This is a genomic window from Segatella copri (genome assembly GCF_949820605.1).
GTDB lineage: Bacteria > Bacteroidota > Bacteroidia > Bacteroidales > Bacteroidaceae > Prevotella.
Window position 1 is genome coordinate 197,900 of sequence record NZ_CATKVU010000007.1, and the last position, 23,896, is coordinate 221,795.

Below are 23,896 nucleotides of genomic sequence, written 5' to 3' on the forward strand. Positions count from 1 at the left end.
CCATAGCTAATTCTCAATCATCTTTCTATTTCAATAATGCCTTGCCATTTTCTGTGAGCATATATTTCTGTTTCGGATGTTTCGGATTTTCAGGATATAGTTGTTAAACATAGCCTTCTTTCATTGCGGGATATAGATATTTATCAAGGAAATAACTCTTATCTTTCAACTTTATACATTCCATTATCCCCTTGGCGGACATCATGTTATCTCTTATTACAGTAATTACTTTCATTAACTGTGGGGTAACTGTGGGGTAACTATAAGTATATTCTAATGGTTGTGTATGGAAAATGAACTATTTTAATTATTATTTTTGAAAAGCTATTTCTGAAGGTGACTTTATATTGAACCCCTCATTTTTTCTTTATTATCATCCCCACATTTTCCCCTAAATCCTTGGAAGTTACGAGGAAAAGTCGTATATTTGCAGGCGAATAGCAATATTGCGTCCACGACCTTATAAAGCGTAAGCAGATGGCAAGATTTATAGACCCACGTGTTGACTGGGCTTTCAAGCGAATCTTTGGAAGCGAAGACACTAAAGAATGCCTGATAACATTCCTCAACGGACTGTTTGAAGACGAGTTGGTAATCAAGGACGTGACGTTTGCCAAGACCGAAAAACTTGGCTTGCGCCCCGATGACCGCGGTGTGGTCTTCGATGTCTATTGCGTCACAAACGAGGGCAAGCATGTCATCGTCGAGATGCAGAAGAAAGAACAGGAATACTTTGCCGACAGGGCACTGTATTACACGGCACGTGCCATTGTGCAGCAGGGCATTCGTGGAATCTGGGACTACCACTTGGCTCCAGTCTATACGGTATGTTTCATGGACTTTGTATCGCAAAGTCCGATATTAAAGGAGTTTCGCACCGATTTGGTGCTTACCGATTTGCAGACACGCCAGCGAGTGTCCGACAGAATGCGTATTGTGTACCTCCAACTGCCATTGTTCGACAAGCACACGGAGGCAGAGTGTATGGATATATTTGATTGTTGGATTTATATAGTGAAGAATATGAACATGTTTGAACAGATGCCATTCAGCGAGAAGTATCCAGTCTTCCGCAAACTGGCAGAAATAGGCGACCTCCGCAAGCTCTCCCGAGAGGAACTAGAGCTGTATGACGAGGACATCAAGAATATGCGTGATATATATGCCACCAGAAAGTTTGATGAAAAGAAAGGGATGGAAATAGGTATGGCGAAAGGAATGGCGAAAGGTATGGAAAAAGGTATGGCGAAAGGTATGGAAAAAGGTATGGCGAAAGGTATGGAAAAAGAAAAGATAGCCACAGCTCGCCGCCTTCTGTCAATGGGCCTTTCTGATGAGCAAGTATCAACAGCCACAGAGCTTCCACTGGAGGAAATCCAGAAAATGAAGGAATAAGAAGAGATTACTAGGCGGTTCTCGAACATATCGGGAGCCGCCTATTTTCTTCTCAAAAAAACTTTTCCACCCTAAATCCTTGCGAGTTTCAGGATAAAGTCGTATCTTTGCATAAGAAAAGCTGCACTCGGCAAATTGAAAGCAAGCTTTCTTTGCGCTCGTTTGCATTTTCTTTGTCCCAAAATCCGTATGCCTTCTGTTAGAAGACCAAATTAAAACATTACTCTATGGATAGTTTGATACAATATAACAATGCTGTCAACGCTATAAAGACAGCCATACTTCAAGGACAATATGAAGCAGCCAAAGGTGTGAACCGCATACAACTTGCTTTATATTTTGCCATCGGAAAATATCTTTCACAACATACCCGCAAAGGAGTATGGGGCGAGGGCGTATTAGCATCCATCAGCGAACAACTTCGCAAGGAACTACCAGGTCTTTGAGGATTCTCGGAAACTCAAATGAAGGATATGAGACGTTTTTATGAAGCATGGAATATGCTTGACAGCAATTCGGCGGTTGCAACCGCCGAATTGTGCTTTGAGAATTCAGCGGTTGCAACCGCTGAATTACAAAATAGTGAAAATCAGATAGATATATTCCATACTTTATCTATTTCTAATATTCCAGATTTTCCTGTTGAGGACTTCTTTAAAGTACCATTCACACACCACTCTGCCATCATTAGTGGACCAAAAGAAACTTCGGCACGCTTTTATTATATTCACCGCACTGTAGAGGAACATCTTTCCGTAAAGAAGCTCCGCCAACTTATAAAGGAGGATGCTTACCATAGCCAAGGACGCATGCCTAACAATTTTACCAGGACCATCAACAATCCTAGGGAAGCTCGACGTGCAGTAGAAATGTTCAAGGATGAATATCTACTTGACTTTATCAATGTAGAAGAGATTGGGGAACGCGAAAAAATAGATGTCGACGAACGAGTTGTAGAACAAAGCATCGTTCAGAACATCAAGAATTTCATCATGACCTTTGGCAGAGACTTTGCTTTCATCGGCAACCAATACCATTTGGAAATCTATGGTGTTGAACAATTCCCAGACCTGCTGTTTTTCAATCGAGAATTGAACGCTATGGTTTGCATAGAGCTAAAACTTGGCGAGTTTAAGACCTCTTATCTTGGGCAACTTTTTGGCTATCTCCAAATTCTCGACGACAAGGTGCGTAAGCCACACGAGAATCCGTCTATTGGAATCATTCTTTGCCAATCAGCAAACTACTCTTATGCAGAATATGCTGTTCGAGACTACAGCAAGCCGATGGGAGTTGCTACCTACAAGACGTTGGATGACATGCCTGAAAGGTTACGCAAGGCTTTGCCTGATATGAAGAAAATGATGGACTTGCTAAAAAACAAGGAAGAATAATATCCCCCTAAACATTTGGAGATTATTAGAAGATTAAAGAATAACATTCAATAGGCGGCTCTCAATTCCGGGAGTCGCCTATTTTCTTTTTCTTCTCCCCCTTTTCAAGTATTTTTTCCCTAAAACCTTGGAAGTTATAAGGAAAAGTCGTATCTTTGCATAAGAAAAGCTGCACTCGGCAAATTGAAAGCAAGCTTTCTTTGCGCTCGTTTGCATTTTCTTTGCACCGAATAAGTACAACATTTATATTTTTGTGAATATGAGAACTGGCGACAAAGTATTAATATCTCCAGACTTGACACATGCCAAAGACTGGACACAGGGCGAAGTGATTGAAGTTGAGAACAATCCTTTCGTAGGAATTGTCATTTCCGCAAAAACCGCAGATGGAAACATCTTCTTTGGATATAAGGACTTATTTGAACCTGCAAAGGACGATGAATGATGATTTTGCATTTTCTTTGCAGATTGGAACAAACAATCTTCTATATGAAACAAGAAATTGAACAAAAAGAATTAGGCATGGGAAACTTTCAAGGTTATCCGTCTTTGTTGAGACAAATCAAGCATCGTGTTTCTTTTGCCCAACAAAAAGCCATGTACGCAGCAAACGAGGAGTTGCTCCGTATGAATTGGGACATCGGTGAAATGCTTACCAAAAGCCAAGAGGCTGATGGTTGGGGCAAGAAGACTCTACAGCGCCTAGCTGTAGATCTTAAGAATGAGTATCCTGAAAGGAAAGGATTCTCCGTAAGAAACATGCAGTGCATGATGCAGTTCTATAATGAGTACAACAAGGAGTTGACCATGGCTAAAGTTGGAAATATCCCAATTACGCAATCAATGATTGCGCAATTAGGAAACGCCCCGACCGAACTACCTATCAAGCACTTATCTTGGACTCACAATATAATTCTCATACAGCAAGTAAAAAATATTCAAGCAAGATATTGGTACATGATACAATGCATTATAGGGCATTGGCAGACAAGATACTTAACAGAAGCCATCAAGCTCGATTATTATGGCAAGCATGGCGCTCTCGCCAATAACTTCGACACAACGCTCCCTGCTACAGAAGCACTAGAGGTTAAATCATTATTGAAAGACCCTTATATTTTCGACATGCTCACTTTCACCGACCAATATGACGAAAGAGACATCGAGATTGGGCTCATCAAACATATCGAAAAATTCTTGGTCGAAATGGGAGCTGGCTTCGCTTTTATGGGAAGACAATATCACATTGAAGTCTCAGGTGATGACTATTATATCGATATGCTGATGTATAACACCTTTTTGCACAGGTATTTAGTTATAGAATTGAAAGCCACTGACTTCATGCCCGAATACATCGGTAAACTCAATTTCTATTGCTCTGCCATAGATGACACGCTTTGCAGAGAAGGCGACAACAAGACTATCGGCTTGCTTCTCTGCAAGACCAAAGACAGAATAAAAGCAGAATATGCACTTCGTGATATACAGAAGCCAATTGGTGTATCTGACTATGAATTAGGTCAAGCTCTGCCGAAAGATTTTCGCAGCAGCCTTCCTTCCATTGAAGAAATCGAAAAGGGACTCAACGAATGGAATCAAGAATAACATCCAATAGGCGGCTCTCGTTTCCGGGAGCCGTCTATTTTTTCTTTATCCCCCTCTCAACATTTTTCCCTAAAACCTTGGAAATTACGAGGAAAAGTCGTATCTTTGCGGCAGCATTAAAAATAACATTAAAAGTAAAGCAATATGGATGTAGCTATAAATAATATAAAAACAACTATAACTGTTCCGCAAGTTGACTTCAACTTATTAAAGGAACTGGCAAAGAAGTTTGGCTAGGTTATTCAAACCGAAAAGAAAAGTGGTATTGAAGAAGCCCTAGAAGATGTTAAAGCAGGTAGAGTATATCATGCAAAAGATGCTCACGACTTAATCAAACAGTGCTTAGAATGAAATACTCTATTACAAACATTGTATTATAATTAATCTAACAGCCATTGTTCGACAAGCACACGGAGGCAGAGTGTATGGATATATTTGATTGTTGGATTTATATAGTGAAGAATATGAACATGTTTGAACAGATGCCATTCAGCGAGCAGTATCCAGTCTTCCGCAAGTTGGCAGAGATAGGCGACCTCTGCAAGCTCTCCCGAGAGGAACTAGAGCTGTATGACGAGGACATCAAGAATATGCGTGATATATATGCCACCAGAAAGTTTGATGAGAAGAGAGGTATGGAAAAAGGAATGGCGAAAGAAAAGCTAGCCACAGCTCGCCGCCTTCTGTCAATGAGCCTTTCTGATGAGCAAGTATCAACAGCCACCGAACTTCCACTGGAGGAAATCCAGAAATTGAAGGAATAAGTAGAGATTACTAGGCGGTTCTCGAACATATCGGGAGCCGCCTATTTTCTTCTCAAAAAACTTTTCCACCCTAAATCCTTGCGAGTTTCAGGATAAAGTCGTATCTTTGCAGAAGAAAAGCAGCACTCGGCAAATTGAAAGCAAGCTTTCTTTGCGCTCGTTTGCATTTTCTTTGCACCGAATAAGTACAACATTTATATTTTTATGATTATGAGAACAGGCGACAAAGTATTAATATCTCCAGACTTGACACATGCCAAAGACTGGACACAGGGCGAAGTGATTGAAGTTGAGAACAATCCTTTCGTAGGAATTGTCATCTCCGCAAAAACCGCAGATGGAAACATATTCTTTGGATATAAGGACTTATTTGAACCAGTAAAGGAGGCAGTATGTACGCACTAGCATTTGATATGGTAATTTCTGATTTACAGAAATACTATGGCGAACCTTACAACAAAGCTTACTACGAAATAAAAGAGCTTCTAAAAAAGAATGGTTTCGAGTGGGTGCAAGGCAGTACATACATGACGATGAATGATGATTTGACTGCACTTGTAAAAACAGTTATGGAGCTTTCTAAAATAGAGTGGTTTAAGAAATCAGTCAGAGATCTAAGAGGATTCAAAGTTGAAAGTTGGTCGAACTTTACTGATTTGGTTAAAAACTCATAGAATAGGCGACTCTCCTCCAATCCGGGAGTTGCCTATTTTCTTTTTCTCCTCCCCCCCCCTTCAAGTATTTTTTCCCTAAAACCTTGGAAGTTACGAGGAAAAGTCGTATCTTTGTCTCCGAATAGCTTAAAAAAAAGAAATTATGGGACATCAAGAAGATATTGTAAAAACAGAAAGTAAAATCATTGTCATCAGGGATACGCAAGTCATCCTTGACAGAGATGTTGCGGAATTGTATGGAGTAGAAACCAGAGATATAAACAAAGCGGTTAAAAATAACCCCAAAAAGTTTCCCCCTGGTTATATTATTGAACTGAATAGCAGCGAGAAACAGGAACTGGTGGAAAATTTCCACCGGTTCAATACCCTCAAGCATTCCACTGTTGCACCTCACGCATTTACTGAACAAGGACTTTATATGCTTGCCACAATTCTGAAAGGTGATTTAGCCATCAGTACAACCATTGCCATCATTGATACTTTCACTCAACTTCGCAAGTTGGCAAGAACCATAGATAAGGTGAATGAAGATGCAAAGGAGCATGGTATTTTACCAGACAAAGCAACAGAAGGTAAGATACAAGCTGCCATGAACGAAGTCTTCGCAGATAAGCTGCCATTAAAAATGCGCAGATTGACTTTTGGGGTAAATTTAGGAGTGCTGAAATTTTCTATAGAAACCACAAGAGAATCTAAAGAATAAAACAACATAAAAAGGAGGGAAGAATATGAACATGTTTGAACAGATACCATTCAGCGAGAAGTATCCAGTCTTCCGCAAGTTGGCAGAAATAGGCGACCTCCGCAAGCTCTCTCGAGAGGAACTAGAGCTATATGACGAGGACATCAAGAATATGCGTGATATATATGCCACCAGAAAGTTTGATGAGAAGAGAGGTATGGAAAAAGGAATGGAAAAAGGAATGGCGAAAGAAAAGCTAGCCACAGCTCGCCGCCTTTTGTCAATGGGCCTTTCTGATGAGCAAGTATCAACAGCCACCGAACTTCCACTGGAGGAAATCCAGAAATTAAAGGAATAAGTAGAGGCTAGCTGGACTTTCGCAAGTTTTGCCTCACACGCCCTGAAGGGGGCAGAAGCTCCTAGCCCAGGGCATCGCCCTGGGTAATCATGGACGCAAACCTGTCGCCCTGTTTTACTCTAATTGAGCAAGCTTTGAGCGTATTTTTTAACGTTAATTATATTTAACGACCCTTGGGTCTTGCCTGATGAAGTTTGCGTCATAGTATTCACCTTTTTCCACGAGGGTGAATATGATCCTTAGCAACTTGTTTGCTATGGCATTTAGTACATAATGACGCGGCTTTTTATCTATTAAAGTACGTCTCTCGTAATACAGTTTAATCTCCTTGTTGTGCAATCTGGCGCTTTCTGCGCAGATGTACAACAAGGTCTTTGACCGTCTATTACCAATCTTGGATATATGTGCTCCCTTGTCCATTTTCCCCGATGATTTTTCGTATGGCGCAGTTCCTGCATAAGCAGCATATTGGCGCGCTGTAGTTATTTTTGTGAAATTCTCTGTTTTTACCAATAGTTCTACTGCGGTAATCAGCCCAACTCCATCGACACTTTTAACAAGCTCATAGTTGTGGTGAATGCTCTCATGTCCATTTATGACTTTCAACATTTCTTTTTCCGTCTCTGCAATTTCCGTGTCCAACATCTCTTTGATACGGTCCATGCTTCGCTTGACGGCAAGACTTCTGATAGGACGACAATCCTCGCTCCTGTCGGCTGTTATTAGCTGCTTACGCTGTTCTACAAGCATTTCTCGGTGGCGTGCCAATTGACGAAGCTCATATAGAGCCTCTTCTGGAAACGTCTTGTATTTCAGCTTATCAGGATATCTCTCTCCAAAATCTCTGAGCAGTGCACAATCCAGGACATCCGCCTTGGCACGGTCAGGGGTAGCTCTATATCTATGGATGACATATCCACCCACAAAGGCAATCTTTACATTGCTATCCATGCAGCACTTCAAGAGGGTATCACCATAAACTCCGGTATGCTCAGCAACCAATACAGCATCGCTAGGAAGGCCTTTAAAAAACTTTCCAATACCCTTTAAATTGTTCGTTACAACCTTATGTGAAGGTTGGTTTGATACTTTTTTTGATGTCAAGTCGAAAAAACTTACGTCAAATTTCTCTTTTGCCAAATCTATTCCGTATATTTGCATTTTGAATAAAGTTTTTAATAAGAAGGGTGCTCCTTTCTGAGCGGCTACAACTATACTACGAGTCCTGTCTTGTTCTACACAAGCAGGCTAATTTACTCTCAAGCTTCTGCTCAGAAAATATCCAGTTCCCCAAACAGGGCTAAGCCTTTACTATGCTAGAAAGGGCACAGGGTTAACGCTGGATATGGAGTATTCTTCTTTTTTTATTGTACTTATCTAATTTTCTGCAAAGTTAACAAAAGTTTGCAGATATAAAGAATTTCACCTCTTTATTTTTCCAAGTGCAAATATAATAGTAAGGGCAAAAGCTTCAAAGAGATCAAATATTTACGAAGCTTTTGCCCTTACAGGGCGCCTTGCTGTTTGCTATTATACCCAGGGCGATGCCCTGGGCTAGGAGCTTTTGGGCCTTCAGCCCGTTCTTGAACCGCATGCTAAAGTTCAGTCAACTTATAGTTGAAAATTCAGCAACATCAATCGCCTTATTCAAGTACTTCTTTATGCTACTTCAAGTGCTTCATTCAGCTACTTCAGCCACTTCATTCTGCCAACGAAATTGACTCTTCCACCCAGTGAAGTCGTATCTTCCACCCAGTGAAGTCGTATCTTCCACCCAGTGAAGTCGTATCTTTAACCCAGCGCAGTCGTATCTTTAACCCAGCGCAGTCGTATCCGTAGACTCAATGAAACGTATGAACTTGCGCAATGACGTACATGATGCGAAAGAGGCTCACTTGATGGGAACCAGGATGCTTCTGAAATTACGTCCCGACGTATCTGTTACTGCGTCGGGAGGTATTTTTTGCTGCGTCGGGACGTAGCAAATGCTGCATCGGGACGTAATTTTCACTTCCTCAGTTGGCTATGATTCCTCCTCTCACCAGCCATTTCGCAAAGAAGCGGTCGCTAACCAGATAGCCAGTCGGAGTCTTGCTTACCAGCTGCTTATCTACCAATGCCTTTAATGCCGTTTTCACGCTGCTCGTAGCTGGAAGATGGTGGGTGCTGATAAACTGCTGGCTCAACGGCGAAGATACCAAATGCTCACGAGCTATCGCCCCCAAAAGCATCTGCTGGTTCTCGGTTAGCCAGGCACAATAGTTCTGATAAGTCATCGCCTGCTCCTCAATCAGCTCCAGAATCACCTCATCTACCAGAGACTTCGTAATCTCGAAAGAAGCATGCTCGTAGATGCCATGCAATATCGACTGCACATACCAGGTTACACGATCAGACTGCTGATAAATATAAGAAAAGGTAGATTCATCTATCGACCTGTGCTGAGATGCCAACAAGCGGTTGGCAAACTCCCGATACACCTGCTCCCCGATGCAAGGCAAAGACAACACCAGCGAACTCTGGAAGAAAGGACGGTTTGCCGACAGAAACATCTCCTGCATCATGTGCTGCTGACTGCCCGAAAACACGAAATATACATTCGGCAAAAACTGGATATAAGAACGGATCATCGCCTCAACCCCATCCTCCGGATAACTTAATATCTGCTGAAACTCATCAATGGCAATGTAGCATCGCTTTCCCGATTGCTTCAAATACTCAAAGATTCGCTTCAAACTCTCCTTCCCTTCACTCGGTTTCAAGTCTAAAGAAAAAGAAGGAATGCCTGTCAATTCATCTATCGTCAGAGTAGGACGCCAGCAGCTGAAGAATTCCTGTACCTTCCGAAGGGCTGATTGGGAAACAGTATCCAGCTTTCCGATGATTTCAGAAGCCATCAGTTGCACCATCTGCTCCAGATTCTTGGTGGCAAAGATGTCGAGATAGAAACACTTCACTTCCGCGTATTGCTCCTCCATCTGATGGAATACATGATGAATTAATCCCGTCTTACCCATACGGCGTGGGGCAACCAACGTGATGTTACGTTCATTATGCAGCGAAGAAATCATTTTCTCCGTCTCTTTCTGGCGGTCGCAGAAATACTCTGCGCCCTTATAGCCATATACCACAAAAGGATTGTTCAATCTTGCCATATCTTGTTATCATTCATTATACAAACGTTCATTGCGCTTTTTACGCAACGCAAATTACGCAATAAAAAACGAGACCGCCAAATGTTTTCTAGTTTTTTAATAATAATTATCTCCTAAAGCCGCCTCTGATGTACAGACAACGGAATAAGCAAAAATACTTCACACTGCACTCTGCGGAAAGGTAAAGGCTGAAGCTGCTAGCCCAGGGCATAAAAAATCTGTGTAAATCTGTGAAATCCGTGGGACATAAAAAACTCCCACAGATTTCACAGATTCACACAGATTCATTATCTTTAACCCAAGTTTTACATAAACTAAAATTTTTTTTAAGCTATTTGGTGGCAAAGAAAATGCAAACGAGCGCAAAGAAAGCTTGCTTTCAATTTGCCGAGTGCAGCTTTTCTTATGCAAAGATACGACTTTTCCTCGTAACTTCCAAGGTTTTAGGGAAAAATACTTGAAAAGGATGAGGAGAAAGAAAAAATAGGCGGCTCCCGGAATTGAGAGCCGCCTATTGGTTATACTATTTTTATTATGATGAAACAAATACTTATTCTACTGTGCAGTAGATATTGTCTTTTGTCTTTCTTGTTGGATACAACTTGATAGTGTTACCAGCGACCTTAATGTCGCTACCACCTGCTGTCAGGTTGTTAAGACTTCCACCGAGGTTGACAGCCCATTTCTTATTCATACGGAACTTCCAACCATCTGCAGTTACACCTGCATTTGTTGCCTCAAAGCAATACTCTTCGGCATTCCATGTCATGGGTACATCCTTAGTTTCATCCCATTCCTGGAATTTGCCGATGAGTCCCATTGTTGTAACCTTAGTGGCTTCGATTGTGCCTTCAGAGAGATTTACATCCATGTAGTAAACACCTTCTCCGTCTTTTACACCGAGATTTCCATTGGCTGCACCGATAGCAGATTCTTTAAATGTAACGAAGTCACTTGCTGCGATTGCTCTATCCCATTTTCCTGCTATACGCTGGAACTTGAACTCGTAGCCCGCGTTATTAGGATCGGCTATATAAACGAAACCAGTGTATACGCCCTTAGCGTCATCTACGAGAGCAAGCTTCTGGTCAGAAGAACTCCAAACATCAGTGCTACCGATGAAGTAGATGAATGGATCGTAGTTAACCTCCTCTATGGTATAAGAGTAGTCCATCATGTTGATGGTGAGCTTATACTTACCAGCCTTGGCAATCTTACCAGCCTTAGCGTCACCGTTGGTCAGCGCACCAGTCATGCTGGCGTCGCCGTCAACCTTAGGACCTACTACGCCAGCAGCCCAGATGTTACCGGCATCAGCGTTCTTCTTAGGAATAATCTTCCAATACTGGTCAGCCTTGGTTGTCTCGAAGCTTATGGTGAAGATAGGATCGTCATATACATCATTGTCGCTGTGCTTGAATGCCTGCTTAGCACTTACATTATTCCAACCGTCAAAGACTACGGCATCATCACCGCCTTTGACAGTAAACATATCGCCTACGAGATAATAGCCGTTTTCGATAACCGGAGCCTCAGGAATAGCCTTAACCTGGAATGTTTCAGATGTTGTCATCTTCACGGCTGTTGAGCCATTGCTTACCCATGCGTCAAGAGTAGCATCGATGTCGCGCTCTGTAGGGCGCTTGCCATACTTATTGGTGATGTAATTTACCAAGTCAGCTTTTGCCATGTTACCATCAGCATCAATGTCGAATGACTGACCATCGAAATTAATCTTGAAACTAGGCGTGTAAGTATCTTTGGTAGAAGTAGGAGCAACAATGCTCGCTACTTTTACCTTATCTCCTGTAACATCTGCCAAGTTGATGACACCTTCTGGAGTAACGCTACCGTTTCCAAATGATACAGCTTCCTCCTCAGGATTTGTCTGTGGGTTAGCCCAGTCTGTGTAGTCCTCGGTACAAGATACCATAGACATCAGCAGGGTCATTCCCAATAATATTTTCTTAATCATAATTGTCTATACTTTAAGTGATTTACAATTTAACGATGCTGAATGCACCTGTGATGTCGTTGAATGAGATGACGTACTTGCCTTCTGCCAAGCCGAGGTTCTTGCCACCAGCCTCACACTTACCGAACATATTGATATCGCCGTCTGCTTTGCCATAACCCCAGCTTGTATCCCAAGATCCTGCAATCTTGAACTTGAACTGTGCAGTCTCGCCAGCAGGAACTTCCATTACATAATACCAAGCGTGGTTCTCAACGCCTTCCGTGTTGTAAGGAAGCATTGGAGTATCTGCCCACTCGTTGAATGAGCCAGCAATCTGGATAGTACCATAGGTCTTGTTAACTTCATCCTCATATTTCACCATTGTAGCAGTATTGTTTGCTGTGTTGATGGTAATGGTGTAGTAACCAGCTTCTGGAGCTACGATATGACCACCGTCGCTACCAGTATCACCACGATAGACGATTGTACCAGCTTTTCCACCATCAGCATTCATACTGTAATCCCAGCTGAAGCTTGCAGGCAGAATCTTGAATCCAGCGTCGGCACACTCAGCCTTGTCGTTGTAAGCACCAGTAAGGAAGTAGTTGGTGTATTCAATCTCACCTGTACCAGTCTTCTTATCATAAGAGAAGTTAGGCTTTAAGAACATAGGAAGATTATCTGTACCAGTAATCTTATCACCAGCCCACTTGCCACCGAACATGTTACCTACAAGGTACCACATTATTGGAGTAGCATCCTTCAACTCAACATAATAAGGTCTTACCTTAAGTTGTACAGAGTTAGATGCGATAGGATTTAGACGATTTGTGCCCTCAAGGATGAAAGCATTCACACGTACATACGCATCCTGCTCTGCAGGAACGTTACCTTCTGTCCATTTAAGAATTTTCACCAATGCCTTATCTATTTCTTCAGCAGAGGCAGAAGTTTTACATTCCAGTGTAGTGTGGCTGAGTGCTGCGTAATCGGCAACTTTCTCGCCACTTTCATCTGCTGCAGCCTCATCTGTAGAAACCGTGAAAGAATTGGTTGGAGATACCTGTACCTCGTATGTTACATTGATTGGGGCATTGTCGGCAGTGTACTTAGGCTGTGACCATGTAAGACCAAGTCCTGTAGAATGCTCCAAGTCAATAGTAGAATTTACATATTCTGGAGTATTCAACTTGAACTCCGTAGGCTGAATCAGCGTTGGGTTTGAGTCGTTGTCATCCGAACATGATGCGAATAAGCTGATGATGCCGACAAGCATAGCACCAATTATATATTTATTCTTCATATTGCGTTTACTTTTATAATTCTATAATACTTTAGTTTTGAACCTCGTTATATCCGTCAATCTGTGTCAGGTTCGGGTTGGCAAGAAGCTCAGAAGATGGGAGAGGATATACATTAAACTTCTTGTCGAAGGTTGTACCCTTCTCGTTACCACCCTTATATTCCCAATTGTATGTAGCCTGAGCACCACCAAACTGGTTGTAACGGATCAGGTCAGTACGACGGAAACCTTCGCAGTACAACTCACGGGCACGCTCATCAAGCACGTCTTCAAGAGAATATGTTGAACGTGGTTCTGCGTGGGCACGCTTGCGAAGAGCATCAATCCATCCCTTAGCCTTAGCAGAATTTGCGCCGTTAAGATGCATTTCTGCTTCAGCAGCGTTGAGGTAAGCCTCTGCTACACGGAAGAGGAAGAAGTCTGTATCTACACAGAAGGTATCGTGTGTAGTTCCATGGTTGGAGTAAACGTTATTCCATTTTACAATGGTGAGTCCCTGTTTGAAGGCGTCATTCTTGCCCAGGGCTAATTTATGGTCTACACCCCAAATCATGGCACGGTCATCAATACCCATAGCGCGAATCTGTTCAGCAGTCTTACCTTCGAAATCCGAAGGGTTATTGACAAATTTGGTTAAGAATGAAGGACGAACACGCATACCTGACCAGTTGGTAGCAGATGTACCTAATGTTTCACCTGTAACAGTTCTGGACTTTTCATCTATACTTGCTGCAACGAAGAAGAGTGAACCTCCCCATCCTTGAGTCTTGTCACCATCTTGCATCAATGGAAGAAGAGCCTCGCAACTGGCACCATTCGAACCATTGTCGCCCATAAAGAGCAGATCGTATGGCTTGTAGCCGTTAGCCTTGGCCTCTGCAGACATTTTGCTTTCATCGAAGAGGGCATATGGTGAGTTGATAACCTTCTCGGCATATTCAAGCGCCTCTTTCCAGTAAGGATTGTTCTGACCATCGTTGTTGAGGTATGTACCTGCATTGAGATACAGACGGCTCAAGAGCAACCAGCATGTACCTTTGTCTACGCGACCATAGTCAGCATCGGTGTCAGTCTCTGGTTTTGCCTCCAATAAGTCGGGCTCGGCAGCGAGCAATTCGTCCTTAACCCAGTTGAAGAGGAACTCACGACCCAACTGAAGAAGCTCAGCACGAGTGTAACTCTTGCTTGCATCATAATTAGCATTGTAGGTGTGAGCCTGACGTGGAGTCTCTGCCGAAATCTTATCTGTGAATGAAGGGTCGCCCCAGAAGTCAAGCATCAATAAATAGTGGTAAGCACGGATAACACGTACCTCTGCATACTTGGTCTTATCTTCTTTTGCAGCCTCGAGTCCTAAGAAATGATTCTCGTATGAGATATTAGACATCATACGATAGTACAAATACTTCAGAGTTTCATTATCAGCTTTGAACTGGTTGTAGCTGATCTCAGTGAGACCACCATCTGACCACCAACAGATTGATTCGTCAGTAGGTAACTCGTTGAAGTTGTATATGTTACGTAGCAATGTGGATTTGCCGTTGTCTTGAATATTGAAATCGGCATTACCATCATTACCTTCCATAATAAGTCCAGCATAGCACTTGCTATACAAGCCTGTTATGTTTGGATTTGCGTCACCATTTGGATCAATGTTTCCCTTGTCCAAATCATCCATGCAAGAGCACAAACTTGCTGAAAGCAGAAGAGCTGCAGCAGGGACGAATGTTTTGAATTTATTGAGTTTCATATTGAAATCTATTTTAAATTGTTAGAAGTTGAGGTTCAAACCGAGCAGGAATGTGCGGCAGCGTGGATATACGTTGCTGTCCTTACCTGATGTCTGTTCCGGCTCGAGACCTTTGTACTTTGTGATAGTAAATACATTAGAGCATGATGCGTAGATACGACCTGAGATACCCTTGTAGTTACCCATCTTCAATACATTGTCAAAATTATAACCCAAAGTAATGTTGTCACACTTCAAGAAGCTTGCATTCTGTACAAAGTAATCGGTACGAGGATAGTTGTAGGAAGTCCAACCTAAGGCTGCTATTTCCTTTGTACAATTCTCATAATATCCCTTTGGATTACAGAGAACAGAAGTGTTAGCCTTGCTTTCTGCGTATCCGTTGTAGAGATAGTTTCCAAAACTTGCACGGAAGTTACTTCCAAGATCCCAGTTCTTGTATGAAACCTTGAAGCTGAAACCGCCTGTCCAAGGAGCTACGATATTCTTGTAGAAGTATCTATCGTTCTCGTCAATAGAACCATCACCATTGCGGTCTACGTAGCAACCCATGATAGGGCGTCCGTTCTCATCGTATACCTGCTGGAAAACCAAGAAAGAGTTGGCTGGCTTACCTACCTTATGATAGGTGATTGGCTGGGCTTGACCTACCGTCATTCCTGCTTCAATCATATCGCGACCGCCTGCAAGCTCAGTAATCTCGTTCTTGTTGTAGGCTGCGTTCACGCTCAATTCAACAAACCAGTCTTTGGTCTGGATAGGACGACCTGTTACAGCAACTTCAAAACCCTTATTCTCCAAGGTACCAGCATTCTTCAACAGTTTGTTGTCGAAGTTCTGGCCTGCTGGGATGGTTGTTTCACTCAGAAGGTCAGTAGTCTTGCGGTAATATGCATCAAAGTTGAGAACCAGTCTCTGGTCGAACATACCGTAATCGAGACCGACGTTCCAAGTAGTGGTTGTCTCCCAAGTCAGGTCATCATTGTATGCCAATGGACGATAGAGCAATCCAGTGTTGTCGCCGCCACCGATAGGATAGAGGAAGTGATTACTTGTACTCTTCTTGTATGTAGCGGTATAATACTCTTTACCAGTATCCTGCTGACCAGTCTTACCCCAACCCAAACGAAGTTTCAAGTCGCTGATTGCGTCAACATCTTTCAAGAAACTTTCTTCTTTAACACGCCATGCGAAGGCTGCAGCAGGGAAGAAACCCCAACGGTGTCCGTCTGCAAATCGGCTAGAACCATCATAACGTGCGGTAAATGTAAGAAGGTAACGATCCAACAAAGAATAGTTGGCACGACCATACCAGCTCACGAGATAAGTCTGACCTCTCCATCTGCTAGTATCGTAAGCCTTTTCTGTACCAGCAAGAGCTTCACCCTTGTCATTCTTTCCTTCGTAGGTAGATGGATACATGGTTCTGCTCCATTGGTCTCCCCAATATTTCATGTGGCTATACTCGTAACCAGCTGTGATATCAAAGTGGTTAGCCTTGTTGAAGTCCTTGGTATATTGAGCATAGGCTGTTGCTACAACGTTATACTTCTTTTCTGTATTTTCACTTTCTCCACCATAGTAGTATGCGTAGGTAGACTGTGGATTCTTGTGATCATACTCACCACCGGTGGTATATTCACCTGCTAAGTTGACATGCAGATGAAGGTCTTCGAAACCGTGAATCTTATAGTCTGCCTCTATGTTACCCAAGAGAACGTGTGCACTCTTGTTAAAGCCGTAGTTCTCTACCTTTTCAACAGGGTTGGCTGGAGCATCGGAATTGCGGTCGTATGGGAAGGTTGGGTCGTATGATTTACTCTCTTGTGCCCACTGCCAATAGCCGCCCCAATTCTTGAATTTTTCGTCACTGCTCTTAACAGGACGGGTAGGGTCCATTGTGATAGCTGCACCAACGGCATCCTGTCCACCAGGAACTGTCTTTGAGTAAGAATACTTACCATTTACATTCAGGTTGAGGTGCTTGTTGAGCAGAGAAGGACTGAGATTGAAGCCAGCTGTAACACGCTTGTAGTCAGAACCCTTCAGGATACCTTCCTGACCTGTGTAACCAACGCTGACACGGTAAGGCATTGACCATGATTTCTTATTGATGCCACCTGATAAGCTGACATTATGCTCATGGCTGACAGCTGCACGGTAAATCTCATCCTGCCAGTCGGTATCGTATGTGCCGGCAGCATAGTTAGGTGTACCATCAGCATTGTATTCCTTCCAACCTAAGCCTTGGTAGGCAGATGAACCTTCGCCATAATAGTTCTTGATGAAGTCAACGTATTCTGATGCGTTCATCACATCCAACTTCTTACCAATAGTACTTACTGAGACTGTACCATTGTAAGAAACCTGTGGCTTCTGACCGCTACGACCCTTCTTGGTGGTAATGATGATGACACCATTAGAACCACGGGAACCATAGATGGCTGTAGCAGAAGCATCTTTCAATACAGTGAAGCTCTCGATATCGTTAGGATTGACAAGAGAAAGAGGGTTGTTAACACCCTTTGTATCATTGTTATCCATAGGCATACCATCGATAACAATCAATGGGTTGTTGCTCGCAGTAAGAGAAGCACCACCACGAATACGGATCTGTGCACCTTCACCAGGAGCACCCGTTGCAGAGTTAACGTTTACACCGGCAATCTTACCCTGGATCATATCCTGTGCAGATGTAATGATACCATGGTTCTTCTCATCTGGCTTGAGTGCAGTAACAGAACCAGTCAAGTCGTTCTTCTTAGCTACACCATAACCGATGACAACGATTTCGTTCAAAGACTTAGAGTCATCTTCCAAGGTAATGTTCATGTTACTAGATGCCTTCACCGTTTGTGGTGTCATACCCAGATAGGTGAAAGTAAGATTGGCACCTGGAGCTGCGTCAACAGAGAAGTTACCATCCATGTCGGTAATACCTACTGCCTTACCGTTCACTGTAATGGTAGCACCCATGACAGGCTCACCGGAAGCATCCTTCACGTGTCCCTTAATCGCATTTGTCTGCGCAAAGGAACTTACCGTCAGAAGCAGACCGCTTGCTAGGGTCAACGCTCTGAGAGGCAATTTAATTTTTACCTGCTTCATCATTTGCTTGATTTTTAAGTTAATGTATTATATTAATTTATTTACTTTTTCTTCTTTTCTTCTTGGCTTAAGTTGTTGTCGTTCCTACTCTAAAATGCCGTTCTGGCTCTTGTTTAGTCTTTCTGGCATCTTACTTATATTATATAAGGTAGGAATGGGGGCGCTTGCCCATAAACTTGTCGTTTCTGTGTGCAAAATTAAGTTCTTTTCTCTAATGTTGTACTATTTTTATGTTAATTCCGTTATTTATTTTGTGCAAACGTTTGCACAGAAATTACTTGATTTAAGTCAAGGACTTTGAACTGATATTAAGGATATTTCGTAATTTTGCAGCACAACTAATAGCAATGGGCGATAAAGAAACAATAACAATGAAAGATATTGCTCGCAACCTGGGCGTAAGTGTTGCCACAGTGAGCCGGGCATTGAAGGACAGTTCTCGTATCAGTACTGCCCAAAAGGAGCGTATTCAGAAATACGCACGTGAACATAACTTCTTCCCTAACTTTCTGGGTGAGGCTTTAAGACATAATAAGGTGAAGCCGATGAAGGTGATTGGAGTTATTGTACCTCAGGTGGTACACTATTACTTCATGTCGGTGCTTTCGGGCATCGAGGAAGAGGCTAGAGCCAGAGGTTACCGTGTGATGGTGGCGCAGAGTAACGAGCGCTACGATAAGGAGGTGGCCATCTGTGAAGACTTCTATCAGAATAAGGTTTGTGGCATCATCGTTTCGCAGGCGAAGGATACCAAGCAGTATGACCATTTCGAAAAACTGCTGCAGAATGGGGTGCCGCTCATCTTCTATGATAGAATATGTACGGGCGTGAACTGCTCGCGAGTGGTGGTAGATGACTATATGGGTGCCTTTACTGCCGTTACCCACATGATTGATACGGGCTGCAAGAAGATTGCCTTCTACGGCTCGCCGATGAATCTGGAAATCTCCAAGAACCGATATAACGGTTATCATGATGCGCTGGTAAAGCATGGTTTGACGGAGAACCCTGACTGGGTGAAGATCTGCGATGACCGTGCCAATGCCGAAGCAATAACGCCGGATATTCTGATAGAGGAAGATCGTCCGGATGCTTTCTTCGCCATCAATGATGATACGGCAATCGGCATCCTCTATACCGCCAAGCGGATGGGGTTCAAGGTGCCTGAAGAAATCAGCATCTGCGGATTCACCAATGGTGACCGTGCCAAGGCGTGCGACCCGATGCTTACTACGGTTGAGCAGCGAGGTGTAGCCGTAGGCGAGGAAGCTGCCAATATTCTGATAGGTCAGGTGGAAGGCTCCATCCCTAGAGATGTGGTGGAGAAGCGAGTGGTGAGAACACGACTCGTGGTGAGAGGAACAACAAGATAAAAATATAAAAACAATATAACGATGAAACAAAAACCTGATTTAAGTTTCTGGAAGCTCTGGAACTTGAGCTTCGGATTTTTCGGAGTACAGATTGCCTACGCCCTACAGAGCGCCAACATCTCCCGAATCTTTGCAACGTTGGGTGCTGACCCACACAACTTGAGTTATTTCTGGATTCTCCCACCTCTGATGGGAATCCTGGTTCAGCCTATCGTGGGCACGTTGAGCGATAAGACGTGGTGCCGCTTCGGTCGCCGCATCCCTTATCTCTTTGTGGGTGCTACGATTGCCGTCCTGGTGATGTGCCTGCTGCCGAACGCCGGTTCGCTCGGACTGACCGTGAGTGGTGCGATGCTCTTCGGACTGATAGCGCTGATGTTCCTCGATACGAGCATCAACATGGCGATGCAGCCGTTCAAGATGCTGGTAGGCGATATGGTAAATGAAAAACAGAAGGCAAAGGCTTACTCTATCCAGAGTTTCCTCTGCAATGCCGGTTCTGTAGCCGGATATATCTTCCCATTCCTCTTTACCTTCCTCGGTATCAAGAATTATGCTGAGAAGGGTGTGGTTCCTGATTCTGTTATCTGGTCGTTCTATATCGGTGCGGCTATCCTGATTCTCTGTGTTATCTACACCACAATGAAGGTGAAAGAGTGGAATCCACAGCAGTATGCGGACTATAATGAAGCGAAGAGTGAAGAGGGAGGAGTGAAGAATTCTAATGCTGAGGCTTCTGAAGACAAGGCTGGTTGGATTACTTTGCTGCGCAAGGCGCCATCTACCTTCTGGAAGGTGGGACTGGTTCAGTTCTTCTGCTGGGCTGGTTTCCTTTATCTCTGGAATTATTCTACGGGAGCCATCGCTGAAACCGTATGGAATACGACCGATCCTGCTTCTGAAGCATTTCAGGAGGCAGGCAACTGGGTGGGCATTCTCTTTGCAGTTCAGGCGGTAGGTAGTGTAGTTTGGGCTGTGATTCTCCCTCAGTTTAAGGATACGAAGGTGGCATACGCTGTCAGTCTGGTTATCGGCGGTGTGGGTTTTGCCCTGATACCTTTCCTGCATGACCAGTATCTGCAGTTTATTCCGTTCCTGATGATTGGTGCCGGTTGGGCAGCCATGCTGGCGATGCCTTTCACCTTTGTTACCAATGCTTTGCAGGGATATGGTCACATGGGTGCTTATCTCGGTCTGTTTAATGGAACCATCTGTATCCCTCAGATTGTGGCTGCCATCTGCGGTGGAACTGTCCTGAGTCTGGTGGGTTCTCATCAGAGCGATATGATGATTGTGGCAGGTATCCTGCTGATTGCGGGTGCGCTGTCTGTGAGTATCATCAAGGATAAGAAATCAGAATAAAATGAGATGAACGATTAATTGATTGTTTCTACGGAGTAAGGGTTGTGCAAACGTTTGCACGATTTGTGAGAAAAAAATATGCAAATTTCAGATACGTTTTTCGCTCGTTTTTCTTACCTTTGTAGCATCAAACATAAATTATAACATTTTCAAGAGCCTTTAAGAGTCTTATGACAATACAGTTTAATATAGATTATAGAGTGATGTTTGGTGAGCATATCGCTGTTAACATCCAGAGTGGAGAGGAAGTTCTGAAGCTTCCACTCCAGACCTCAGATGGGGAAATGTGGGCATGCGACTGGTGTGTTGAATCACCAGAAAAATCGTATACCTATTATTATAGTGTAGAACGTGAAGGAAGAGCAGTCAAGACCGAATGGCTTATGATTAAGCATCAGCTCGATGTAAATGCCAGGAAGGCTGCGGTTTATACCCTTTACGATCATTGGAAGGCTATGCCTGAGGATGCTTACCTCTACAGCAGTGCCTTTACCGATTGTATTAATCATCAGGCTCCACAGGAGATGAAGCCGGAAACGGGCAGCAAGATTGTGCGTCTGATAGTCCGTGCTCCTCAGCTTCGCGATGGTGAGCGTCTGGGTGTATTGGGTGCAGATAAAGCATTGGGTGCCTGGGATGTGCAGAAGATTCTTCCGATGACTCAGCATACCTATAATGAATGGGTTGCTGATATTGATGCGACTCATCTTGAGGGCAGCCATCTGGAGTTTAAGTTCGTTGCTTTCAGAAATGCGAAGAACGAGCTTCTCTGGGAAACCAGCATGAACAGAACCGTGGATTTGCCGGAGATGAAGGCAGGTGAGTTGGTATCTTATGAACTCGACCAGGCATTCTTCGCTCTCTATAACCGCAAACTTGCCGGAACGCAGGTGCCTGTATTCTCATTGCGTACCCGTAAGAGTGCCGGTATCGGTGACTTTGGTGACCTGAAGACCATGATTGATTTTGTGGCTTCTACCGGTCAGAAGGTACTCCAGCTCCTTCCTATCAATGATACCACCATCACTCATACATGGACCGACAGTTATCCATACAGCTGCATCAGCGTCTTCGCTATTCATCCGCAGTATGCCGACCTCCATGCTCTCCCTGAGCTGAAGGATGCTAAGGCTCGTACTGAGGCTGAGAAGACACGTGCTGAGTTGAACGCACTGGATAAGATAGATTACGAGAAAGTAAATGATTTCAAGATAAATTACTTGCGCCAAATCTTCAATCAGGAAGGTGAAAAGATGATGAAGACAGCCGAATATAAGGCTTTCTTCCAGGATACTGAACTGTGGCTGGTTCCTTACGCACAGTATTCATACCTGCGTGATAAGAATGGTACGGCTGATTTCAATCAGTGGCCAGATCATCAGGTATGGGATGAGGCTGAGCGCAAGGCGCTTGCCGACCCTAAGACTGCTGCTTACAAGAACGTGGCGTTCTTCTATTTCGTACAGTTCGTACTGGACCGCCAGATGCAGGAGGCTCACGAGCATGCCAAGGCTAAGGGCGTTATTTTGAAGGGTGATATTCCAATCGGCGTAAACCGCAATGGTTGCGATGTATGGACGGAACCTAAATACTTCAACCTCAATGGTCAGGCGGGTGCTCCACCTGATGACTTCTCTGTCAATGGTCAGAACTGGGGATTCCCTACCTATAACTGGTTTGAGATGCTGAAGGATGGCTGCCAGTGGTGGAACCGCCGTTTCCAGAACATGGCAAGATATTTTGATGCTTACCGCATCGACCACGTATTGGGCTTCTTCCGTATCTGGGAGATTCCGGTACATAGCGTACATGGATTGCTCGGACAGTTTGCACCGGCGCTTGCCATGAGCCGTGAAGAGATAGAAAGCTATGGTTTGCACTTCCAGGAAGACCGTTTTACCCGTCCGTTCATTACCGATTGGGTATTGAACCGTGTGTTCCATGAGCGTGCCGGCGAGGTAAAGGAGAAGTATCTCGACCGTCTGGATGACGAGCGTTATCAGATGAAACCAGAGGTAGATACCCAGCGCAAGGTAGAGGCACTCTTTGCTGATGTAACAGATGAGAAGGAACTCTGGCTGCGTGATGGCTTGTATGCCCTGATTAGCGATGTACTCTTTGTGCGTGATCATACCAACCCTGGCGTCTTCCATCCACGTATCTCAGCCCAGCTCGACTTTATCTACGAGTCGCTCTATGATAATGACAAGGCTGCGTTCAACCGCCTTTACAACGACTATTTCTATCGCCGCAACAACCAGTTCTGGTATCAGGAGGCGATGAAAAAGTTGCCTAAGCTGGTTCAGGCTACCCGCATGCTGGTTTGTGCCGAAGACCTCGGCATGGTGCCAGACTGTGTGCCTTGGGTAATGGACGAGTTGAAGATATTGAGTCTGGAACTCCAAAGCATGCCAAAGGATCCATCGGTTAAGTTCGGACATCTGAGCCGTAACCCATACCGCTCGGTATGTACTATTTCGAGCCACGATATGCCTACTCTGCGTATGTGGTGGGATGAGAATGTCCAGCGTACCCAGGAGTATTACAATACGATGCTCTACCGTCAGGGACCAGCACCTCATCCACTCCCAGGCTGGTTGGCTAGCGACATCATCAGCCGCCATCTTACCTCTCCATCCATGCTCTGCATATTGAGCATCCAGGACTGGTTGGCTACCGATGAGGCTCTCCGTCTGCCTGATGCTGATGCTGAGCGTATCAATATCCCGGCTAACCCTAAGCATTACTGGCGTTACCGCATGCACCTCAACATAGAGGATCTGGCTGCTGACAAGCGTTTCGTGCAGAATATCACAGAGATGATTTCGCAGTCTGGAAGAGTCTAACTAACATGATTATATATGCCGTGCAAACGTTTGCACACTCATTTGCAGAAAAATACCCTCCCAAAACGTGGAGGGTATTTTTGTTTTTTGTATCTTTGCACTATCTTAAGAATAAACAGATAATGATTGAGATAAACTAACGAAGATTCAAAAACAAGAATAAACAACGA

18 protein-coding genes and 2 pseudogenes are annotated in these 23,896 nt (G+C 43.8%); 13 read left to right on the forward strand and 7 right to left on the reverse strand.

Going from position 1 to position 23,896, the window contains the following annotated elements; all coding sequences use genetic code 11:
• Positions 1–103 precede the first annotated feature (103 nt).
• The gene (locus RCO84_RS16970; protein ID WP_369679887.1) at positions 104–235 is read right to left on the reverse strand and encodes a Fic family protein; all 132 of its coding nucleotides are present in this window, start codon (positions 233–235) and stop codon (positions 104–106) included.
• Positions 236–477: 242 nt separating this feature from the next.
• Here RCO84_RS16970 and RCO84_RS15480 point away from each other — a divergent pair, with 242 nt between their 5' ends.
• The 10 genes and pseudogenes from RCO84_RS15480 to RCO84_RS15520 all read left to right on the forward strand — a co-directional run bounded on the left by RCO84_RS15480 (position 478) and on the right by RCO84_RS15520 (position 6,872).
• On the forward strand, positions 478–1,395 hold the full coding sequence (locus RCO84_RS15480) for an Rpn family recombination-promoting nuclease/putative transposase (protein ID WP_317573162.1): 918 nt from the start codon (positions 478–480) through the stop codon (positions 1,393–1,395).
• A 227-nt stretch (positions 1,396–1,622) separates the two neighbouring features.
• Positions 1,623–2,789 (forward strand): annotated as a pseudogene (locus RCO84_RS15485) (PDDEXK nuclease domain-containing protein).
• 259 nt (positions 2,790–3,048) lie between these two features.
• Entirely contained in the window at positions 3,049–3,234 is a 186-nt protein-coding gene (locus RCO84_RS15490) for a transcriptional regulator (protein ID WP_117729633.1), read from the forward strand.
• A 44-nt stretch (positions 3,235–3,278) separates the two neighbouring features.
• Positions 3,279–4,394 carry a PDDEXK nuclease domain-containing protein gene (locus tag RCO84_RS15495; protein WP_118082103.1) on the forward strand — a complete coding sequence of 372 codons (1,116 nt, stop codon included), beginning with the start codon at positions 3,279–3,281 and terminating at the stop codon, positions 4,392–4,394.
• Between the two features lie 144 nt (positions 4,395–4,538).
• Positions 4,539–4,745: pseudogene (locus RCO84_RS16975) on the forward strand (hypothetical protein).
• A 44-nt stretch (positions 4,746–4,789) separates the two neighbouring features.
• Positions 4,790–5,158 carry a PD-(D/E)XK nuclease family transposase gene (locus RCO84_RS15500; protein WP_317573163.1) on the forward strand — a complete coding sequence of 123 codons (369 nt, stop codon included), beginning with the start codon at positions 4,790–4,792 and terminating at the stop codon, positions 5,156–5,158.
• 210 nt (positions 5,159–5,368) lie between these two features.
• Positions 5,369–5,563, forward strand: a complete 195-nt coding sequence (locus tag RCO84_RS15505; protein ID WP_117588153.1) for a transcriptional regulator — start codon at positions 5,369–5,371, stop codon at positions 5,561–5,563.
• Positions 5,551–5,832: a virulence associated protein D gene (locus tag RCO84_RS15510; protein WP_022120086.1), complete on the forward strand. Its 282-nt coding sequence runs from the start codon at positions 5,551–5,553 to the stop codon at positions 5,830–5,832. The genes RCO84_RS15505 and RCO84_RS15510 overlap by 13 nt, the downstream gene beginning before the upstream one ends.
• Positions 5,833–5,974: 142 nt before the next feature.
• Positions 5,975–6,535 (forward strand): ORF6N domain-containing protein, encoded by a 561-nt coding sequence (locus RCO84_RS15515; RefSeq protein ID WP_153139454.1) that lies wholly within the window; start codon positions 5,975–5,977, stop codon positions 6,533–6,535.
• A 25-nt stretch (positions 6,536–6,560) separates the two neighbouring features.
• Entirely contained in the window at positions 6,561–6,872 is a 312-nt protein-coding gene (locus tag RCO84_RS15520; RefSeq protein ID WP_317573164.1) for a transposase, read from the forward strand.
• A gap of 153 nt (positions 6,873–7,025) precedes the next feature.
• On the opposite strand, the gene RCO84_RS15525 is transcribed toward RCO84_RS15520, so the two are convergent.
• From RCO84_RS15525 to RCO84_RS15550, 6 genes are all read right to left on the reverse strand, one after another.
• Positions 7,026–8,033: an IS110 family transposase gene (locus RCO84_RS15525; protein WP_317585616.1), complete on the reverse strand. Its 1,008-nt coding sequence runs from the start codon at positions 8,031–8,033 to the stop codon at positions 7,026–7,028.
• An 854-nt stretch (positions 8,034–8,887) separates the two neighbouring features.
• Positions 8,888–10,027, reverse strand: coding sequence for an AAA family ATPase (locus RCO84_RS15530; RefSeq protein WP_317573166.1), 1,140 nt, complete (start codon positions 10,025–10,027; stop codon positions 8,888–8,890).
• A 550-nt stretch (positions 10,028–10,577) separates the two neighbouring features.
• The gene (locus RCO84_RS15535) at positions 10,578–12,002 is read right to left on the reverse strand and encodes an Outer membrane protein SusF domain-containing protein (RefSeq protein ID WP_317573167.1); all 1,425 of its coding nucleotides are present in this window, start codon (positions 12,000–12,002) and stop codon (positions 10,578–10,580) included.
• A gap of 22 nt (positions 12,003–12,024) precedes the next feature.
• Positions 12,025–13,287, reverse strand: coding sequence for a SusE domain-containing protein (locus RCO84_RS15540; RefSeq protein WP_317573168.1), 1,263 nt, complete (start codon positions 13,285–13,287; stop codon positions 12,025–12,027).
• 31 nt (positions 13,288–13,318) lie between these two features.
• On the reverse strand, positions 13,319–15,037 hold the full coding sequence (locus tag RCO84_RS15545) for a RagB/SusD family nutrient uptake outer membrane protein (protein ID WP_317573169.1): 1,719 nt from the start codon (positions 15,035–15,037) through the stop codon (positions 13,319–13,321).
• Between the two features lie 21 nt (positions 15,038–15,058).
• Complete coding sequence (locus RCO84_RS15550) at positions 15,059–18,148, reverse strand: SusC/RagA family TonB-linked outer membrane protein (protein ID WP_317573170.1); 3,090 nt, start codon at positions 18,146–18,148, stop codon at positions 15,059–15,061.
• Positions 18,149–18,492: 344 nt separating this feature from the next.
• On the opposite strand from RCO84_RS15550, the gene RCO84_RS15555 reads away from it, so the two are divergent.
• The 3 genes from RCO84_RS15555 to RCO84_RS15565 all read left to right on the forward strand — a co-directional run bounded on the left by RCO84_RS15555 (position 18,493) and on the right by RCO84_RS15565 (position 23,726).
• On the forward strand, positions 18,493–19,518 hold the full coding sequence (locus tag RCO84_RS15555) for a LacI family DNA-binding transcriptional regulator (RefSeq protein WP_144154996.1): 1,026 nt from the start codon (positions 18,493–18,495) through the stop codon (positions 19,516–19,518).
• Positions 19,519–19,539: 21 nt separating this feature from the next.
• Positions 19,540–20,880, forward strand: coding sequence for an MFS transporter (locus RCO84_RS15560; protein ID WP_144154998.1), 1,341 nt, complete (start codon positions 19,540–19,542; stop codon positions 20,878–20,880).
• Between the two features lie 170 nt (positions 20,881–21,050).
• Positions 21,051–23,726: a 4-alpha-glucanotransferase gene (locus RCO84_RS15565; RefSeq protein WP_317573171.1), complete on the forward strand. Its 2,676-nt coding sequence runs from the start codon at positions 21,051–21,053 to the stop codon at positions 23,724–23,726.
• Positions 23,727–23,896: the final 170 nt, after the last annotated feature.